Origin of the sequence: Kribbella pratensis, assembly GCF_004366075.1 — a bacterium.
Lineage (GTDB): Bacteria > Actinomycetota > Actinomycetes > Propionibacteriales > Kribbellaceae > Kribbella > Kribbella pratensis.
In genome coordinates this window covers 446,895-460,450 of record NZ_SODU01000001.1, presented here as the reverse complement: position 1 = coordinate 460,450, position 13,556 = coordinate 446,895, and the positions used below count along the sequence as shown (strand labels likewise).

At 65.6% G+C, this 13,556-nt stretch carries 18 protein-coding genes; 11 read left to right on the top strand and 7 right to left on the bottom strand.

Going from position 1 to position 13,556, the window contains the following annotated elements; translation table 11 throughout:
• Nucleotides 1-75: 75 nt before the first annotated feature.
• The 7 genes from EV137_RS02215 to EV137_RS02185 all read left to right on the top strand — a co-directional run bounded on the left by EV137_RS02215 (nucleotide 76) and on the right by EV137_RS02185 (nucleotide 6,174).
• Nucleotides 76-864, top strand: coding sequence for an aminoglycoside phosphotransferase family protein (locus EV137_RS02215; RefSeq protein ID WP_238175315.1), 789 nt, complete (start codon nucleotides 76-78; stop codon nucleotides 862-864).
• Between the two features lie 94 nt (nucleotides 865-958).
• Nucleotides 959-1,732, top strand: a complete 774-nt coding sequence (locus tag EV137_RS02210) for a class I SAM-dependent methyltransferase (protein WP_134126169.1) — start codon at nucleotides 959-961, stop codon at nucleotides 1,730-1,732.
• Between the two features lie 199 nt (nucleotides 1,733-1,931).
• Nucleotides 1,932-2,705, top strand: coding sequence for a class I SAM-dependent methyltransferase (locus tag EV137_RS02205; RefSeq protein ID WP_238175040.1), 774 nt, complete (start codon nucleotides 1,932-1,934; stop codon nucleotides 2,703-2,705).
• A 209-nt stretch (nucleotides 2,706-2,914) separates the two neighbouring features.
• Nucleotides 2,915-3,649 carry a class I SAM-dependent methyltransferase gene (locus EV137_RS02200; RefSeq protein WP_134126167.1) on the top strand — a complete coding sequence of 245 codons (735 nt, stop codon included), beginning with the start codon at nucleotides 2,915-2,917 and terminating at the stop codon, nucleotides 3,647-3,649.
• Between the two features lie 425 nt (nucleotides 3,650-4,074).
• Nucleotides 4,075-4,569 (top strand): hypothetical protein, encoded by a 495-nt coding sequence (locus tag EV137_RS02195; protein ID WP_134126165.1) that lies wholly within the window; start codon nucleotides 4,075-4,077, stop codon nucleotides 4,567-4,569.
• Between the two features lie 252 nt (nucleotides 4,570-4,821).
• Nucleotides 4,822-5,640 carry an LLM class flavin-dependent oxidoreductase gene (locus tag EV137_RS02190; RefSeq protein WP_134126163.1) on the top strand — a complete coding sequence of 273 codons (819 nt, stop codon included), beginning with the start codon at nucleotides 4,822-4,824 and terminating at the stop codon, nucleotides 5,638-5,640.
• A gap of 126 nt (nucleotides 5,641-5,766) precedes the next feature.
• Nucleotides 5,767-6,174: an NUDIX domain-containing protein gene (locus EV137_RS02185; RefSeq protein WP_134126161.1), complete on the top strand. Its 408-nt coding sequence runs from the start codon at nucleotides 5,767-5,769 to the stop codon at nucleotides 6,172-6,174.
• 60 nt (nucleotides 6,175-6,234) lie between these two features.
• Here the strand turns inward: EV137_RS02185 and EV137_RS02180 are convergent, their stop codons facing one another.
• The 3 genes from EV137_RS02180 to EV137_RS02170 all read right to left on the bottom strand — a co-directional run bounded on the left by EV137_RS02180 (nucleotide 6,235) and on the right by EV137_RS02170 (nucleotide 8,373).
• Complete coding sequence (locus tag EV137_RS02180) at nucleotides 6,235-6,933, bottom strand: class I SAM-dependent methyltransferase (RefSeq protein WP_238175039.1); 699 nt, start codon at nucleotides 6,931-6,933, stop codon at nucleotides 6,235-6,237.
• A gap of 112 nt (nucleotides 6,934-7,045) precedes the next feature.
• Nucleotides 7,046-7,576, bottom strand: coding sequence for a dihydrofolate reductase family protein (locus tag EV137_RS02175; protein WP_238175038.1), 531 nt, complete (start codon nucleotides 7,574-7,576; stop codon nucleotides 7,046-7,048).
• Nucleotides 7,501-8,373, bottom strand: coding sequence for a maleate cis-trans isomerase family protein (locus EV137_RS02170; protein ID WP_134126157.1), 873 nt, complete (start codon nucleotides 8,371-8,373; stop codon nucleotides 7,501-7,503). Before EV137_RS02170 ends, EV137_RS02175 begins: the two co-directional genes overlap by 76 nt.
• 72 nt (nucleotides 8,374-8,445) lie before the next feature.
• Between EV137_RS02170 and EV137_RS02165 the strand changes: the two genes are divergently transcribed.
• The gene (locus EV137_RS02165; RefSeq protein ID WP_134126155.1) at nucleotides 8,446-9,351 is read left to right on the top strand and encodes a LysR family transcriptional regulator; all 906 of its coding nucleotides are present in this window, start codon (nucleotides 8,446-8,448) and stop codon (nucleotides 9,349-9,351) included.
• 82 nt (nucleotides 9,352-9,433) lie between these two features.
• On the opposite strand, the gene EV137_RS02160 is transcribed toward EV137_RS02165, so the two are convergent.
• Nucleotides 9,434-9,730 carry a helix-turn-helix transcriptional regulator gene (locus EV137_RS02160; RefSeq protein ID WP_202870789.1) on the bottom strand — a complete coding sequence of 99 codons (297 nt, stop codon included), beginning with the start codon at nucleotides 9,728-9,730 and terminating at the stop codon, nucleotides 9,434-9,436.
• A 125-nt stretch (nucleotides 9,731-9,855) separates the two neighbouring features.
• Here EV137_RS02160 and EV137_RS02155 point away from each other — a divergent pair, with 125 nt between their 5' ends.
• Nucleotides 9,856-10,173: a hypothetical protein gene (locus tag EV137_RS02155; RefSeq protein WP_134010262.1), complete on the top strand. Its 318-nt coding sequence runs from the start codon at nucleotides 9,856-9,858 to the stop codon at nucleotides 10,171-10,173.
• 72 nt (nucleotides 10,174-10,245) lie between these two features.
• On the opposite strand, the gene EV137_RS02150 is transcribed toward EV137_RS02155, so the two are convergent.
• The gene (locus EV137_RS02150) at nucleotides 10,246-11,232 is read right to left on the bottom strand and encodes a GlxA family transcriptional regulator (protein WP_134126151.1); all 987 of its coding nucleotides are present in this window, start codon (nucleotides 11,230-11,232) and stop codon (nucleotides 10,246-10,248) included.
• A 71-nt stretch (nucleotides 11,233-11,303) separates the two neighbouring features.
• Here EV137_RS02150 and EV137_RS40380 point away from each other — a divergent pair, with 71 nt between their 5' ends.
• Both EV137_RS40380 and EV137_RS02145 read left to right on the top strand, forming a co-directional pair.
• Entirely contained in the window at nucleotides 11,304-11,456 is a 153-nt protein-coding gene (locus EV137_RS40380) for a hypothetical protein (protein ID WP_166679753.1), read from the top strand.
• Complete coding sequence (locus EV137_RS02145; protein ID WP_134126149.1) at nucleotides 11,453-12,535, top strand: NAD(P)/FAD-dependent oxidoreductase; 1,083 nt, start codon at nucleotides 11,453-11,455, stop codon at nucleotides 12,533-12,535. Before EV137_RS40380 ends, EV137_RS02145 begins: the two co-directional genes overlap by 4 nt.
• Nucleotides 12,536-12,572: 37 nt before the next feature.
• Here the strand turns inward: EV137_RS02145 and EV137_RS02140 are convergent, their stop codons facing one another.
• On the bottom strand, nucleotides 12,573-13,319 hold the full coding sequence (locus EV137_RS02140; protein ID WP_166679752.1) for an inositol monophosphatase family protein: 747 nt from the start codon (nucleotides 13,317-13,319) through the stop codon (nucleotides 12,573-12,575).
• Between the two features lie 11 nt (nucleotides 13,320-13,330).
• Nucleotides 13,331-13,549: a hypothetical protein gene (locus EV137_RS02135; RefSeq protein ID WP_134126145.1), complete on the bottom strand. Its 219-nt coding sequence runs from the start codon at nucleotides 13,547-13,549 to the stop codon at nucleotides 13,331-13,333.
• Nucleotides 13,550-13,556 lie beyond the last annotated feature (7 nt).

Here is a 13,556-nt window from a genome sequence, read left to right as displayed (position 1 = left end):
AACCCCGCACCGGAATTACCGGAACTGCATACTCCCGGCGCCACGATTCGTCGTACTACGGTTGGGCCCGTGACCATGCGCTTCTCGATGGATGAGCTCGCGGGCGGCCGCACGACGAGCGGTCTCGAGCGCCGCGGCTCCGACCTGCTCCGCCCGGTCGGCCCGTGGACCCCGGCTGTGCACGAGTACCTGAAGCACCTCGAGTCCGTCGGCTTCCACGGAGCACCCCGGGTCGTCGGCATCGAAGGGGACCAGGAAGTGCTGACGTTCCTCGAAGGCGACGTACTCGCGGATCCGGAGTGGGAGCCGGGGCGCGGCAACCCGCTGCCGGCGTACGCCCGGAGCGACGATGCACTGGCCGCCGTAGGGCATCTGCTGCGCGACCTGCACGAGGCGTCCCGCAGCTTCCAGCCGGAGCACATCGGCTACCGCTTCCATCCGCACGCGCCCAATCCCGGCGAGATTGTGTCGCACGGCGATCTGGGTCCGTGGAACACCGTCTACCGAGGTGGTGTGCCGGTCGCCTTCATCGACTGGGATGCGGCCGGGCCGATCGACCCGCTGCTCGATCTCGCATCCGCCGCCTGGGCGTTCCTGCCTCTGGAGTCGGACCGTCAGCTCGCCGAGACCGGCTTCGATCCGCTGCCCGACCTGCCCCACCGGTTGCGGGTGTTCGTCGACGCCTACGGACTCACCGACCGGCCGACGATCATCCCCGCACTGCAGCAGGCGAAACTGAAGGTGGTCGAGCAAGTGCAGCACTGGCCGATCGACGCGGCAGGAGCTGCCGGCTCCCTGGAGTTCCTCGCCGGCGAGCTGCGGCTGCTGGACTCCATCACTCCCGCTCTACGCCGAGCACTGTAGACCCGCACGACTCCGCGATCCCCTCAAGAGACTCCAGTACGCCGAGGGAGCGTCACGGGGGAGCGATGAGTTGGGGACAACTAAGGTCTGTCCCGTGGCGACGTCAGATGACGCACAGGCGGCGACGAGTTCTCACACGGGCAGTCCTGGGGATCCGAGCCAGGCGTGGCTAGAACTCGCTCCGGGCTACGAGCGGGCCAGAACCAGGGAGGACTCGCTGGATCGGCTTGTCGAGTGGCCCGCGCAGCGAGACCTTCTGGGTGACGTCACCGGACGGTCGGTACTCGATCTCGGTTGCGGCAACGGCGGCAAACTCACTGAGCTGGTTCGAGACGGTGCGACCGCCTCCGTAGGTGTCGATGTCAGTGGCAACTTCCTCAGCGACCCACCGCCTGGCTTGGAGTTCATCCGAGGCGATCTGTCTGAGCTGGATTCCGTGCCTGGGCTCGCCGGTCGCAGGTTCGACCGGATCTTGTTCCTGCAGTCTTTCGGCTACGCGAAGGATCCGGTCCGCACCCTGCAGGCAGCGCGCGCGATGCTGGCCGACGACGGATTCATCCTGCTGACCAGGACGCAACCGATCCGGTACGCCGTTGAACGGGCCGAACAGAACGGGACGTCTTTGGGGGAAGAGTATTTCTCCACGGCCACGTTCTCGTACGTCAGCGGCTGGAACGACCAGATCACCCTCACGAAGCGTCCTTACACCATCTCTGACCTGATCAATGTGTTCAGTGCGGCAGGGCTGTGGATCGAGACCGCGCTTGAGCCTCAACTGTCCGAGGATGCCCGACGTCGCTACCCGCACAAGCAGGAGTGGATGAACAAGCACCTCGGCATCCTGATCTTCAAGCTCCGGCCTATCTGACGCCGTACACAGCCACTACTGGACACGCTGCGTATCAAGTTCGGACGTATTGACAGTTCCGAAGCGCCGAACACAGTGAATGACCGAGTGGATCAGCTCGCGCTATCCGCGGGCATGCGCGGACGGGTTGTCCTTGCGAAAACCATTGGTGCCCGGCTTGCTCCGCTGATGGACTGACGTCCCGCCGGGAGTCTGCCGTGTGACGGAGGTAGTGGTTGTGACGGATTATGACGTGCTTGCCGAGGTGTACGAATGGCTCATCTCGGATGCAAAGTTGCCTCCAGCCGAGTTCGCTGCGTCGTTCGATGAGGTCCTCAGGCTCCTGCCGTCGAACGCTCACGTCCTCGACTGTTCGTGCGGAACCGGACAGTTGGCGGTTGGCCTCGCCGGTCGTGGCATACAGGTTGTCGCAACTGACGCCAGCGAAGCGATGGTTCGTCGGACGGCAGAGTTGTCTGAGGAGTTCGGGGCATCCGTCCGGGCCGTGCGGGCGAACTGGGAAGAGTTGCCCGACCATTTCGAGGACGGCACGTTCGACATGGTGTTCTGCGTTGGCAACTCGCTTCACCATGCCGCGGGCGCGACAGGCAGGGGTGCTGCTCTGGAGTCGATGTCACGGCTTCTGCGCGTTGGCGGGCGCCTGGTGCTCACATCCCGCACTTGGGAACTCGTGAGGGCCAGAGGTTCCAGGCTGGACATCAGTGACCGACTCGTGCGCCGGAACGGTCGCGATGCCGTCGTGGTCTACCGCTGGGAGATTGCGCCGCATTGGGAGGAGGAGCACCACATCGAGATTGCGATCGCGCAAGTTGATGCGACCGGGTCGGTTCTTGTCCGCTCGGAACTGCTGTCCTGCTGGCCCTACCGGTACGAGGAACTCGAAGTCGACCTGCACCGGCTCGGACTCCGGACGGAAGTGAGCACGTACGATCCTGAGGCCGAGAACTACATGGTCGTCGCGACCAAGGTATAGCCACCAGGCTCTCAGCCCCTGGCCGCACGGCGCGATTGCCCGCAGGACGCATGCGCCCTCTCATCGGTGGTACCCGGGTATCCAGGTCGTGCCCATTCCGTGTCCGCTGGTGGTCAGCCCGGTGATGGAACGGCATGCAGAGCTGGCTGGGGGAGGCGGTAGGTTTCATGACTGTCCCGGCCTGTCTGTCGTCGGAGAGGTGTGACCGCATGTCCACGATCAGTAACTCAGAGGCGATCGCAGCGTGGTCGGCGATGCCGACTGACGCGATTGAGGCGTACGACGATCAGGGCGACTTTCCCAAGCGCCACTTGATGAATGGGAACCTGCTCCGGATGCTGGGGCCCATCGATGGTCGGAAAGTCCTCGATGCAGGCAGTGGCGAAGGCTACTTGAGCCGGCTGTTGGCCGAACGCGGAGCTGAGGTGGTTGGTGTGGAGCCGGCTGCCGCGCTGCTGGCGCGCGCTCAGAAGATCGAGCAGGAGCGGCGTCAGGGGATCAGGTTCGAGCAGGCTGATCTCTCGACGTTGCCGGAGGTTGGTCAGCCGTTCGATGCGGTGGTCTGCAGCATGGTGCTGCTCGCCATACCCGCCTGGCAGTCGGCGATGGCAGCGTGCGTCGGCGCACTGAAGCCGGGCGGCCGGTTCGTGTTCTCGATCACCCATCCGGCGTTTGAGAATCTCTACCCAACGTGGCGGGATCACGGTCATTATCAGCTTGATCGGTACCTGGATGAGTACGAGATGCCAGAGGGCTGTGCACCGGACTTCCACCGCCCGCTGTCGGCCTACATCAACGAGGTCGTAAGTCTCGGGTGTCGCGTGACTGAATTGTGCGAACCGAGACTTGATCCACAGGTCGCACGGGACAGCGGAATCGAGGCGATCGAGTCCTACGTCGCATTGCCGAACTTCCTGATCGTCAGCGCCGAACGCGACAGATGAGCGCCGATCGCCGGGCCCATGGCGGAGCCTCGAGCGCGAGTTCGCCGATCGCCGTGCTGGGGAACAGCCAGACGACGACCGTCGGTGCGTTGTGCGGGGTAGCGGTTCCGCGGGCTACGTACCTGATTCATCTGATGCAAGACGTATAAGTTGACATAATGTCCGTTATCGGCGCTATGGGAGGGCAGTCTCATCCGGTGCGAGAACTCGCACCTGGACGATATGACCGGGCCTCTCAGCCAAGTTTGCAGAGACGTTCTGGAGGTGGGTTTCGAGCTGGTATGTGTCGGGCTCGGCTCAGCTGTTGCGGGATGGTTCATCGCGGCTGCTGCGGCCGGACGAACAGGTGTTCGAGGCGTTGTTGGCGGCTGGCAGGAGCAGCCTGACACGGGCCAAGTAGACTTCCGCGGCGGAGGGATCGACACATGGTGATGGGGAATCAGGACATCGGCGCCTGGGACGCGGAGTTGCACCGTTCCGGCCGAGTAGTTTTCGCGGTCCGGCGCGCGCTGGCCTTTGGCGGACTGGTCGTCGTGCTGATCCTGGCCGGCATCCCGATCGTCTCTGTCGTCGGGGACCTCGACACCCGCGACACCTGGTTCACGATCCGGGTGGCGCTCCTCGCCGTACTCCTCGCTGTCTGCATCGCGCTCGCCGTCCTGTTCCTTCTCGGCCATCCGAGAGTGACCGTGAACGCCACTGGCATCCGCTTCGCTTGGTGGCGGCAGATCCCGTGGTCCGAGTTCGGGGGCACCACCCTCGTCACACCCACCAGCGGCCTCGCCGCCCCGTACCTGACCATCACCTCCACCCGCGGCACCAAGCTCCACATCCCCCAAACGAACGTCGAAGACCTCGGCGCCTTCGCCGCCTGGCTCACGAAACTTCACACCCAACACCGCCTGAAGACCAACAGCTGAGCGACTGACTCTCCGATCCCCGGCCGGCTCCCGTAGCTGACCGCGCACTGGGCTCCAACCGGCGGTACCAGTTAAGGCGCGCAAGTTGCAGTCGGCTGTCGGCGTGTGGTTCTGGCATCACCGCAGGACCAACACCGGGCCGTCGGCGACGGTGTTTCGAAGTTCTTTGGGCGGGGTTGTCGGATTCTGCGTGGCTGGGTCGTGGATAAGGCAAGCGGACCGGACATGGTCCCAGAATCGAGGAGAAACACGATGAACGACCAGGCCAGGCGAGTGACCAGACCATTCCGGTTCGGGGTCGTTGCGCCGATCCGCTCTGACCTGCCGACGTGGCGAGACCGCGTGCGCCGCATCGCCGACAGCGGCTACTCAACGTTACTGATGCCCGATGTTCCTACCTGGCAACCAACACTTGGCCCCACGCTGGCAACCGCGGCGGCGCTCACTGACCTGCGGATCGGCTCGTGGGTCTATGCCGCGGCACTGCGCGAACCATGGAGCACAGCATGGGAGGCCCACTCACTCTCGGTGCTGACGGAAGGCCGCTTCGAAATGGGCATTGGCGCCGGCCGGCCCGGGATCGAAGTCGAGCTGGGATTGCCTGCCGTCTCCCCCGCTGAGCGTCGCGCCAGGATGCGCGAGACCGTGGCCACTCTGCGTACGTTCGACGGCCCCGATCTGCACACGCCGGTGGTCATGGCGGTGAGCGGACCGAAGTCGCAGGCGCTGGCGCTCGAAGTTGCTGACGCTGTCACGTTCGTACTCTCGCCGGAAGATGATCGGGCCGAAACCACGAGGCGGGTCACCGAGTTTGCGGGCGGCCGGGACATCGAACTCGTCCAGCACGTCTCCGCTGTCGGCGACGGTGTCGCTGCGTTCATGGCACCGCCCACTCTCGACACCGCGGCGCTTCGCGCAGCCGACTCCCTCCTCATACTGCCGAGTGACCCCGCGGCGGCCGCCGAAGAAATCCATCGACGTCGCGAGGAGATCGGCTTCTCCTATTTCGTCATCGGCGGCGACTTCGCCGAAACACTCGCGCCGGTCGTGGCCAAGCTGGCCGGACAGTAAGCCGGAGCGCAGACCGCAGGCGACGGGCCGAGTAGGCACCCTCAGTTTGATCGCTCCCCCGCTGCTCGCGGCTCATCAACTCCCAGTTCAGCGCGCGGTGTCGGACGCGGTGGCTAGTGTGCCTGCATGGTCGCCCGGATTCGGATCTCAGTCGCTGTACTCGTGCGCGACGGTCTCGTGCTCCTTGTGCATCGCCACCCATCGCGGCGGTGGTATCCCGACTCCTGGAGCTTCTCCGCCGGCGGACATGTCGAGCCGGGCGAGTTGCCTCATCAGGCCGTACGCCGGGAATGCCTCGAAGAGCTCGGTGTCCACATCGACGACCCCGCACCCGTCCCGATGACGGTCAACGACCCGACCCTCGACGTACACGCGTTCCTCGTCACGCGCTGGGCCGGAGAACCTGCCAACGCCGCACCCGAGGAGCACGACGATCTTCGCTGGTTCCGGCCCAGCGATCTCGCGGACCTGAAAATGGCCCACCCGGAGAGCCTGCCGAGCCTCCTGAGCGCCGTCCGTCTCGCAACCATTTAGGCAACGAGGCGCGCGCCCGCGGAGAGACACCACCGGGTGGTCCGTCGACGAAGAGGGGCTTCAGCACGCCTCGAGGACGAAGAAGATGAAGCTGATGAACCGTGCCGGGTGCTTCATGTTCTGCGGACGCAGTTCGGGCGGCGTGTCCGGGGAGATCGGCGGCTCGCTGATGACCGAGATCCGGAAACCTGCCGCCGTGAAGGCGTCGGACATCGCCTGAAGCGGCCGGTGCCAGATCGAGTACACGACCGTACGGCCGGCGTGTTCGGCGTCGAAGGTGAACTCGGCGACATCGAAGTACTCGCCGTCGGGGTTCAAAGCCGTGTAGACGAACGGGTGGTTCAGCGACAGGATCAGGCGTCCGCCCGGCTTCAGCACCCGGCGCAGCTCTGCGAGCGGCTCGGTCCAGTCCTCCAGATAGTGCAGGACGAGGGACGCAACGACGTCATCGAAGGCGGCATCGTCGTACGGGAGCGGCTTGGCCAGGTCAGCGACGGTCAGGTCGGCGTCCTCCCCCAGCCTTCGGCGGGCCAGTTCGATCATCGCCGCGCTCAGGTCGAAGCCGGACACGATCGCGCCCTTGTCACGGAGCGCCGCGGACAACGGACCGGAGCCGCAGCCGACGTCGAGGATGCGACGGCCGTCCACGTCACCAGCGAGGCTCACCATCGCGGGCCGTTCATAGTGGCCGTTGAGCAGATTGGTCTCGTTGTCCGCGGAGTACGCCTCAGCGAACTCGTCGTAATCAGTCTTCGGCACCCAACGCTCCTTTGTCAGCGGAATTCAGCCCGGCTGACTTGGGACGTCGCTGTGGCCGAGAAAGTTGTGGCCGAGAAAGTTGTGGCCGAGAAAGTTGTGGCCGAGAAAGCTGTCAGGTGCGTTGCGGGCGGTAGATCTGTACGACGATGCCGCTGGGGAACGGCGTGGCCTCGACCAGATCCAGGTGTCGCGACTCCGGCAGTTGGTCGAAGAGGGCCTGCCCTTGCCCAATGACCATCGGCTGGACCAGGAGGCGGTACTCGTCGATCAGGTCTGCCGCGGCCAACGCCCCGGCGAGGCCGGCTCCGCCCCAGACGATGACGTCAGGGCCCGGTTCGGCCTTGATGCCGGCGATCTCGGTTGCGAGGTCTCCGCGCGCGACGCGGGTGGTCGGCCACGTGGCCTCGGCGTCGTTGAGTGTTTTGGAGAACACGACCTTGGGGATGTCGTTCATCGGCGCGGCGTACGGGTCGTCGGACTGTGGCCAGAACGACGACATCTGCTGGTACGTGACGCGACCCATCAGGTGAGCGCCGGCCTTCCTGATGCGCTCTAGCTTCCACTCCTTCACCTCGGGGTCCTCGACCGCGGCGCCGGGGTGCTCGCGGTCGCTGGCCACGATCCCGTCCAGCGACATGGACATGTACAGGATGACGTTGCGCATGGATACCTCTCGTTCCTTGTGTGTGTTGACTCGGGAAGGTTGTTGAGCAGCCTCCCGAATCCGTCGATGGTGATTGCTGCTCCCGCGCTGTCGAGGACGGATCTCAGCAGGACCTGGTTCGCCTCCAGGACGAGACGTCCGATCCTGCTCTCCAGCGCGTGGACCGCCCGAGCCGCCCGGAAGCCGTTCCCACCGATGACCACAGCTTCGGCGCGTGGGCTGAGATGGTCAGAGATCCAGTCGACGACCGAGGCAGGCTCGATCCGGTCCGGGTCGTTCGGAAGCTCCGCTATCAGGGCCTCGACGACCTCGAAGCCCTGGCTGCGGAAGTATTCGGCGCCGAGATCGTTGAACGAGGATCCGAACCACGGAGGGTGAATGAGACTGACCCGCTTGATGTCGAGTGCCCTCAATGCCGACACCGCCGACATCGCGGTGGCGCACGCGGGCAAGCCCCATCGCTCGGAGAGCCGCTGCACCAGTGCCGATTCTTCGCGGTGGCCCAGGGCGTAGCCCAAGCTCGTCGATGCCAGGACCAGTGCATCCAGTGCGGCAACTTGCAACGTCGACACCGCCTCATCGAGCGAGGCCGGCGTGGTCCCCGCGAGCAGGTCGGCTACAGCGGTCGGCGGTTCAGATCCGGGCGACGCGGGGTTCTGCGTCCTTGAGACGTGGATGCGGACGTGCGTCGCAGCCATGCACCGCCACTCTGCACGCTGCCCCTCAGCGGCGTGAGGTGTGAGCACGCCTACCGTGATGAGGTTCCCGGACTTCATGGCTCCGAGCCTCGCAGGGCAAGGCCACCGCATCAACGACGATCTGTTCCACGCAGCGTGTAGCGTCGGTACATGATTCCGGAGGTCGAGCTGCGAGAAGTGCGCCTGTTTCTGGTGCTCGCTGAGGAGCTGCATTTCGGCCGCGCCGCCGAACGGCTCGGTCTGACGACCTCGCGGGTCTCCCAGACCCTGCGGGTCCTCGAGCGGAAGCTCGGCGGTCACTTGCTCTTCCACCGCACCAGTCGCGTCGTCAGTCTCACCGTGGCCGGACGCGAGTTGTACGCCGAGCTGGATCCAGCCGTCGCGGGTCTGGACCGGGTACTACGTAGGGCCCAAGCGAGAGGTCGGGGGCCAGGTGTGGTGCGTGTGGGCCTGCTCAACTTCGCTTCCGGAGTGGATGTCTTGAGCCGAGCGATCGAACGGTACGAGGCGGTCTACGCAGGCGCCAAGGTGCAGCTGACCACCACGCCGTTCGATGACCGGCTCGGTCCTCTGCGCCGACGCGAGATCGACCTGGTCATGACGCGACTGCCCCTCGACCAACCCGACATCGCCGTCGGTCCGGTGTTGAGTACCGACAAGCGCGTTGTCATGGTCGGCAGAACCCACCCGCTCGCCGGCCGCACCGACGTGACCACGGAGGACCTCGTAGGTCACGACGTCCGGCGACCCCACGGCGTCCCCGCCGAGCTGGCCGAGGCGACCTGTCCGGCCAGAACACCATCGGGCCGACTCATCCGGTTCGTCGACGCACCCGTCGACGACAACGCCGAGCTCCTCTACCTCCTGGCGCGTGGTCAACTCGTCCATCCCACCGTCGTACCGTTCGCGCAGCATTTCCAGCACCCTGACGTGGTCGCCATTCCGCTCCGTGACCTGCCGCCTTCCACGTGCGCATTGGCAGGGCTGAAAGACGACGACGGCCCAGCCCGCGACGCGTTCAGCATGATCGTCGAACAGGTGCTCAAGACGACCTGACGAACGCGTCGTACTCGAGGCCAAGCGTCAACTGAGCCACGGTCTCGCACCGGCACCTGGGCGGGCTCGGCTCGGTGCGCGCTCAGGTGTCGTCGTGTGTCTCGAGTTCGGTGTGTGCGAGGAGGTCCACGAGTTGGCCGACCGTTCGCTGGTTGAGCAGGGCCTCGGGCAGCGGTTTGTCGACTTGGACTTCGTAGCGGTTGCGGCGGCCGTTCTTGTCTTTAACCACGTAGCCCGCGTCCACTAGATCGGTGACGATGCCGAAGGCGGCGCGCTCCGTGATGCCGAGCGCGATCGCGATCTCCCGCAGCCGCACGCCCGGATCGTGCGCGATGCACAACAGTGCTTGCGCGTGGTTCGTCAGAAAGCCCCAGGCCATGACACAGATCATACTAGATGCGCAGATCTAGGAACTGCATTGCCAGTATTAGATTACTAGCGTAGCTTCAATGGTGGAACTGGTTCACGGTTTACGCGAGCCGCTCCACCACAGGAAGGCACACCATGCGCTGCACGCGCGTCGCTCTGTACGACATCAAGACCGGCACCTTCGACGAGGTCGTCGGCCAGGCACAGTCCGGGATGGTTCCCTTGTTCAAGGAGAGCCAGGGCTTCGTGTCCTACGGGGTTGCCCAGGTCGAGAAGAACGCCTTCGTCTCCATCAGCACCTGGGAAACCCGGGCGCAGGCCGACACAGCCGCCGCGAGGGCCGCGGAGTGGGTCAAGACCAACAGCCGGGACCGTTTCGCCCTGCGCACCAACTACGTCGGTGACCTTGCGATCGACACCGGCCGCCGCGAGCCGGCGCCGACCACTCGCTAGGTCGTCCAGGGACCAAGCCCCGCCGCACACCGCGGCGGGGCTTGGTCCCGTTCTCGGCGAAGTCACTCGAAGTCAGTCGGTGCGGGCGCGGAAGGTGCGGCGGTAGGCCATCGGTGAGGTTCTGATGTGTTTGGCGAAGTGCTGGCGCATCGCGATCGACGTACCGAAACCGCAGTGTCTGGAGATTTCCTCGACGGACAGGTCGGTGGTTTCCAGCAATTCCTGCGCATGATGAACTCGTTGCCGCAGCAACCATTGCAGTGGCGTCGTTCCGGTCTGTTCGCGGAATCTCCGGTTGAGCGTGCGCGGGCTGGTTCCGGCGTACGACGCAATGTCCGCCAAGGTCACCGACTCCCCCAGCCGTTCTCGTAGCCACCGCATCGTCGGCTCCAGTGATCCGTGGTCGTCTCCGGGATCCGGGTGTGCGATGTACGGCGCCTGGCCGCCGTCGCGTTGTGGTGGCACGACCATGTGCCTGGCGACATCGGCGGCGACCGCGGATCCGAAGTCCTGACGGATCATGTGCAGGCACATGTCGATGCCACTGGCCGCGCCGGCAGAGGTCATGACGTCGCCGTGGTCGATGTAGAGCGCGTCGGTGTCGACCATCACCTGCGGGTAACGCTCGGCCAGCACGTGTGCCCGCGACCAGTGCGTCGCCAACCGCCGGCCGTCCATCAAGCCGGACGCCGCCATCACCGCGGCGCCACCGGCGCTGATCGAGGCGATCCTGATGCCGCGCCGGTGCGCCTCGCGGAGCAGCTCGAGTGCTTCGGTCAGCGGTTCGCGGCCTGCGGGTACGCCGATGACCACGATGGTGTCGGCGTTGATCGCGGCGGCCAACGGGTACGGCGGCGTGAGCCGGAACATCTCTACTCCGCCGACGCCGGTGACAAGCAGGTCGCGACCGTTACCACAGACCCGCACGTCGTACAGCCGCGGACCGAAGAGCTGCCCCGGCGCCTTCTCCAGCGAATGCGCCGTACTGAACACCTGCAGCGGCATCGACAGGTCGAAGCTGTGGATCCCGTCGACCGCGAGAACAGCGATTCGATGCATGACCAGAATCTATCGGAGAACGGCATTCTTGCCACTGTCTCCGTGTCTCGATCCGCTCGACGATGAATGACATGTTGCTCGCGGTACTCATCACGGCCGGATCCATCGGCCTCCTCGTCGCGATGGGCCGGCTCACCGACACCCTCGTCGGCGGCCAGGCTGAACAGTGGGCGAAAACCCTTGTAAACAAAGGCGATGCGGACGAGATGGAGCGTCGGCGATGAAGGCTGTTGTCATTGGAGCAGGCGTTCTCGGAGCCTGTGCGGGTTGGAACTTGTCCCGGCTGGGCGTCGAGGTGATCTTCGTCGACGCCGGCCAGCCGGGCGAAGGTGTCACCAACTGGTCGTTCTCGTGGGTCAACGCCAGCAACAAGACAGCGCGCAAGTCCTACTTCGACCTGAACGTCGCGGGGATTGCGGCGTACCGTGAACTCTCCGGCGCCATTGGGCCGGGGTCATGGTGGCAACCCAGCGGCCACCTGCGTTGGGCCGACGACCCGGCACAGCTGCTGAAGACGGCGGATCTCTTGGCTGCGTGGGACTACCGGGTCGAGGTGCAGACAGGAGCCGAGGTACGCCGCCACCTCGAGCCTGCTCTCGCGATACCTGACGAGGTTCCAGTCGCGTACTACCCGGACGAAGCCTGGGTGCATGGCCGTCAGCTCGTCGGCTGCCTGATCCGCCAGGCCGTTGCCTCTGGCGCCGAGCATCGCTTCGGCACTGCTGTCCGCGAGATCGATGCCGGCGGGGACATCCAGACCGTCGCACTGTCCGACGGGACCCGCCTCGACGTCGACGTCGTTGTGAATGCGGCAGGTCCCAGTGCCTCACACATCGCCGGCCTCGTCTCACGGCACCTGCCGATGCGCCACGAACCCGGCGTCGTCACGCGGCTCGGCTGTGCTCAGGTCCCAGTTCAACGGGCCATGCACGCACCCCACATCGAGATCCGACCTGATGGTGACGACTCGGTAGTGCTCCACAGCCGCGAGATCGACGCACTGATCGACACCGACGAGGATCCTGCCGAACTCGCCCGGCGGCTGCATGAACACGCGCAGTACGTCGTACCCGAGCTGAGTAGCTCCCGGATCGCAGAGACACGGGTCGTCGAACGGCCGATCCCGATCGACGGTTTCCCGTCGGTGGGGGCGGTGCCGTCTGTGCCGGGTTACTACGAGGCCGTTTCGCACAGTGGCATCACGCTCGGACCAGTGCTCGGCCGGCTGCTCGCGTCCGAGATCGTCAGCGGGACGCGAGACGAGCTGCTCGCAGACTTTGGCCCGGATCGGTTCGTCTCGTGACAGCCGGAGGGCCAGGCACCCAGATGGACGTGCCCGGTCAGGGGCGCAGTGGGTAGTGCAGAGTGGCGAGGAGGTTGTCGTGGAGGGCGGCGTTCGAGTACAGGCCGCCGCCTTGATCGCCCGAGTTGCCGCCAGTCGGGTTCGTGAAACGGCCGCCGGCCTCTTCGACGATCAGGATCCACGGTGCGTGGTCCCATTTGTAGTAGCGCTCGACGAGGAAAGCGTCGATCTCGCCGTGGACGAGTTCGATCAGCGGCAGCGGGCTCCACGGCGGGCGAGCCGACGGAAGGCGAGCGCCGGGGTCGTTGTCCAAAGCAACCAGTACGGCGTTTTCCGGCGACGCCGCCGTACTCACCCCGAGACGACGGGTCTCGGCACGCGGCCAGGACGACTCGAAGGCACCGCCCCCTCGCGTCGCCCACCAGCAGCGACCCAGCGCGGGAGATGCGACCACCGCGAGCTCGGTGACCCCTCGAACCTCCAGCGCGATCTGGATCCGCCAGTTCGGGTCACCCTCGCTGAAGAACCTGGTGCCGTCGATCGGATCGAGAATCCAGACCCGGTCGGACTCCCCCAACTCCCCCAGTTCCTCCCCCAGAAACGCATCACCGGGCCGGGCCGCCGACAACGTCTCCCGAAGCAGCCCCTCGACGGCCCGATCAGCCTCCGTCACCGGCGTACCGTCAGCCTTCAACGTCGCCGCAACCCCAGCCCCGAAATACCCAACAGCAACCTCAGCCGCCGCCTCGACGGCACCGAACGCGAGTCGAAGATCCCCATCCATCCCGGCCGACATTAACAGTCGTTCCGCACCCACGCGCCCCGCGGCGTCGGCCCCGGACGGAACCCGCAGGCCTCGCCCATCGCGACCGCCTCAGGAAATCCCCGACCGAGTACGGCCGCCTCGTGCGCGTCGCTGCCGAAGGTGACCGCCTGTCCCCCTTCGGCGTGCCACCAGCCGTGCAGCGCGGCCCACGACCACTGGCTGTGTACGTGACTGTCGACGGGCAGCATTGGACGA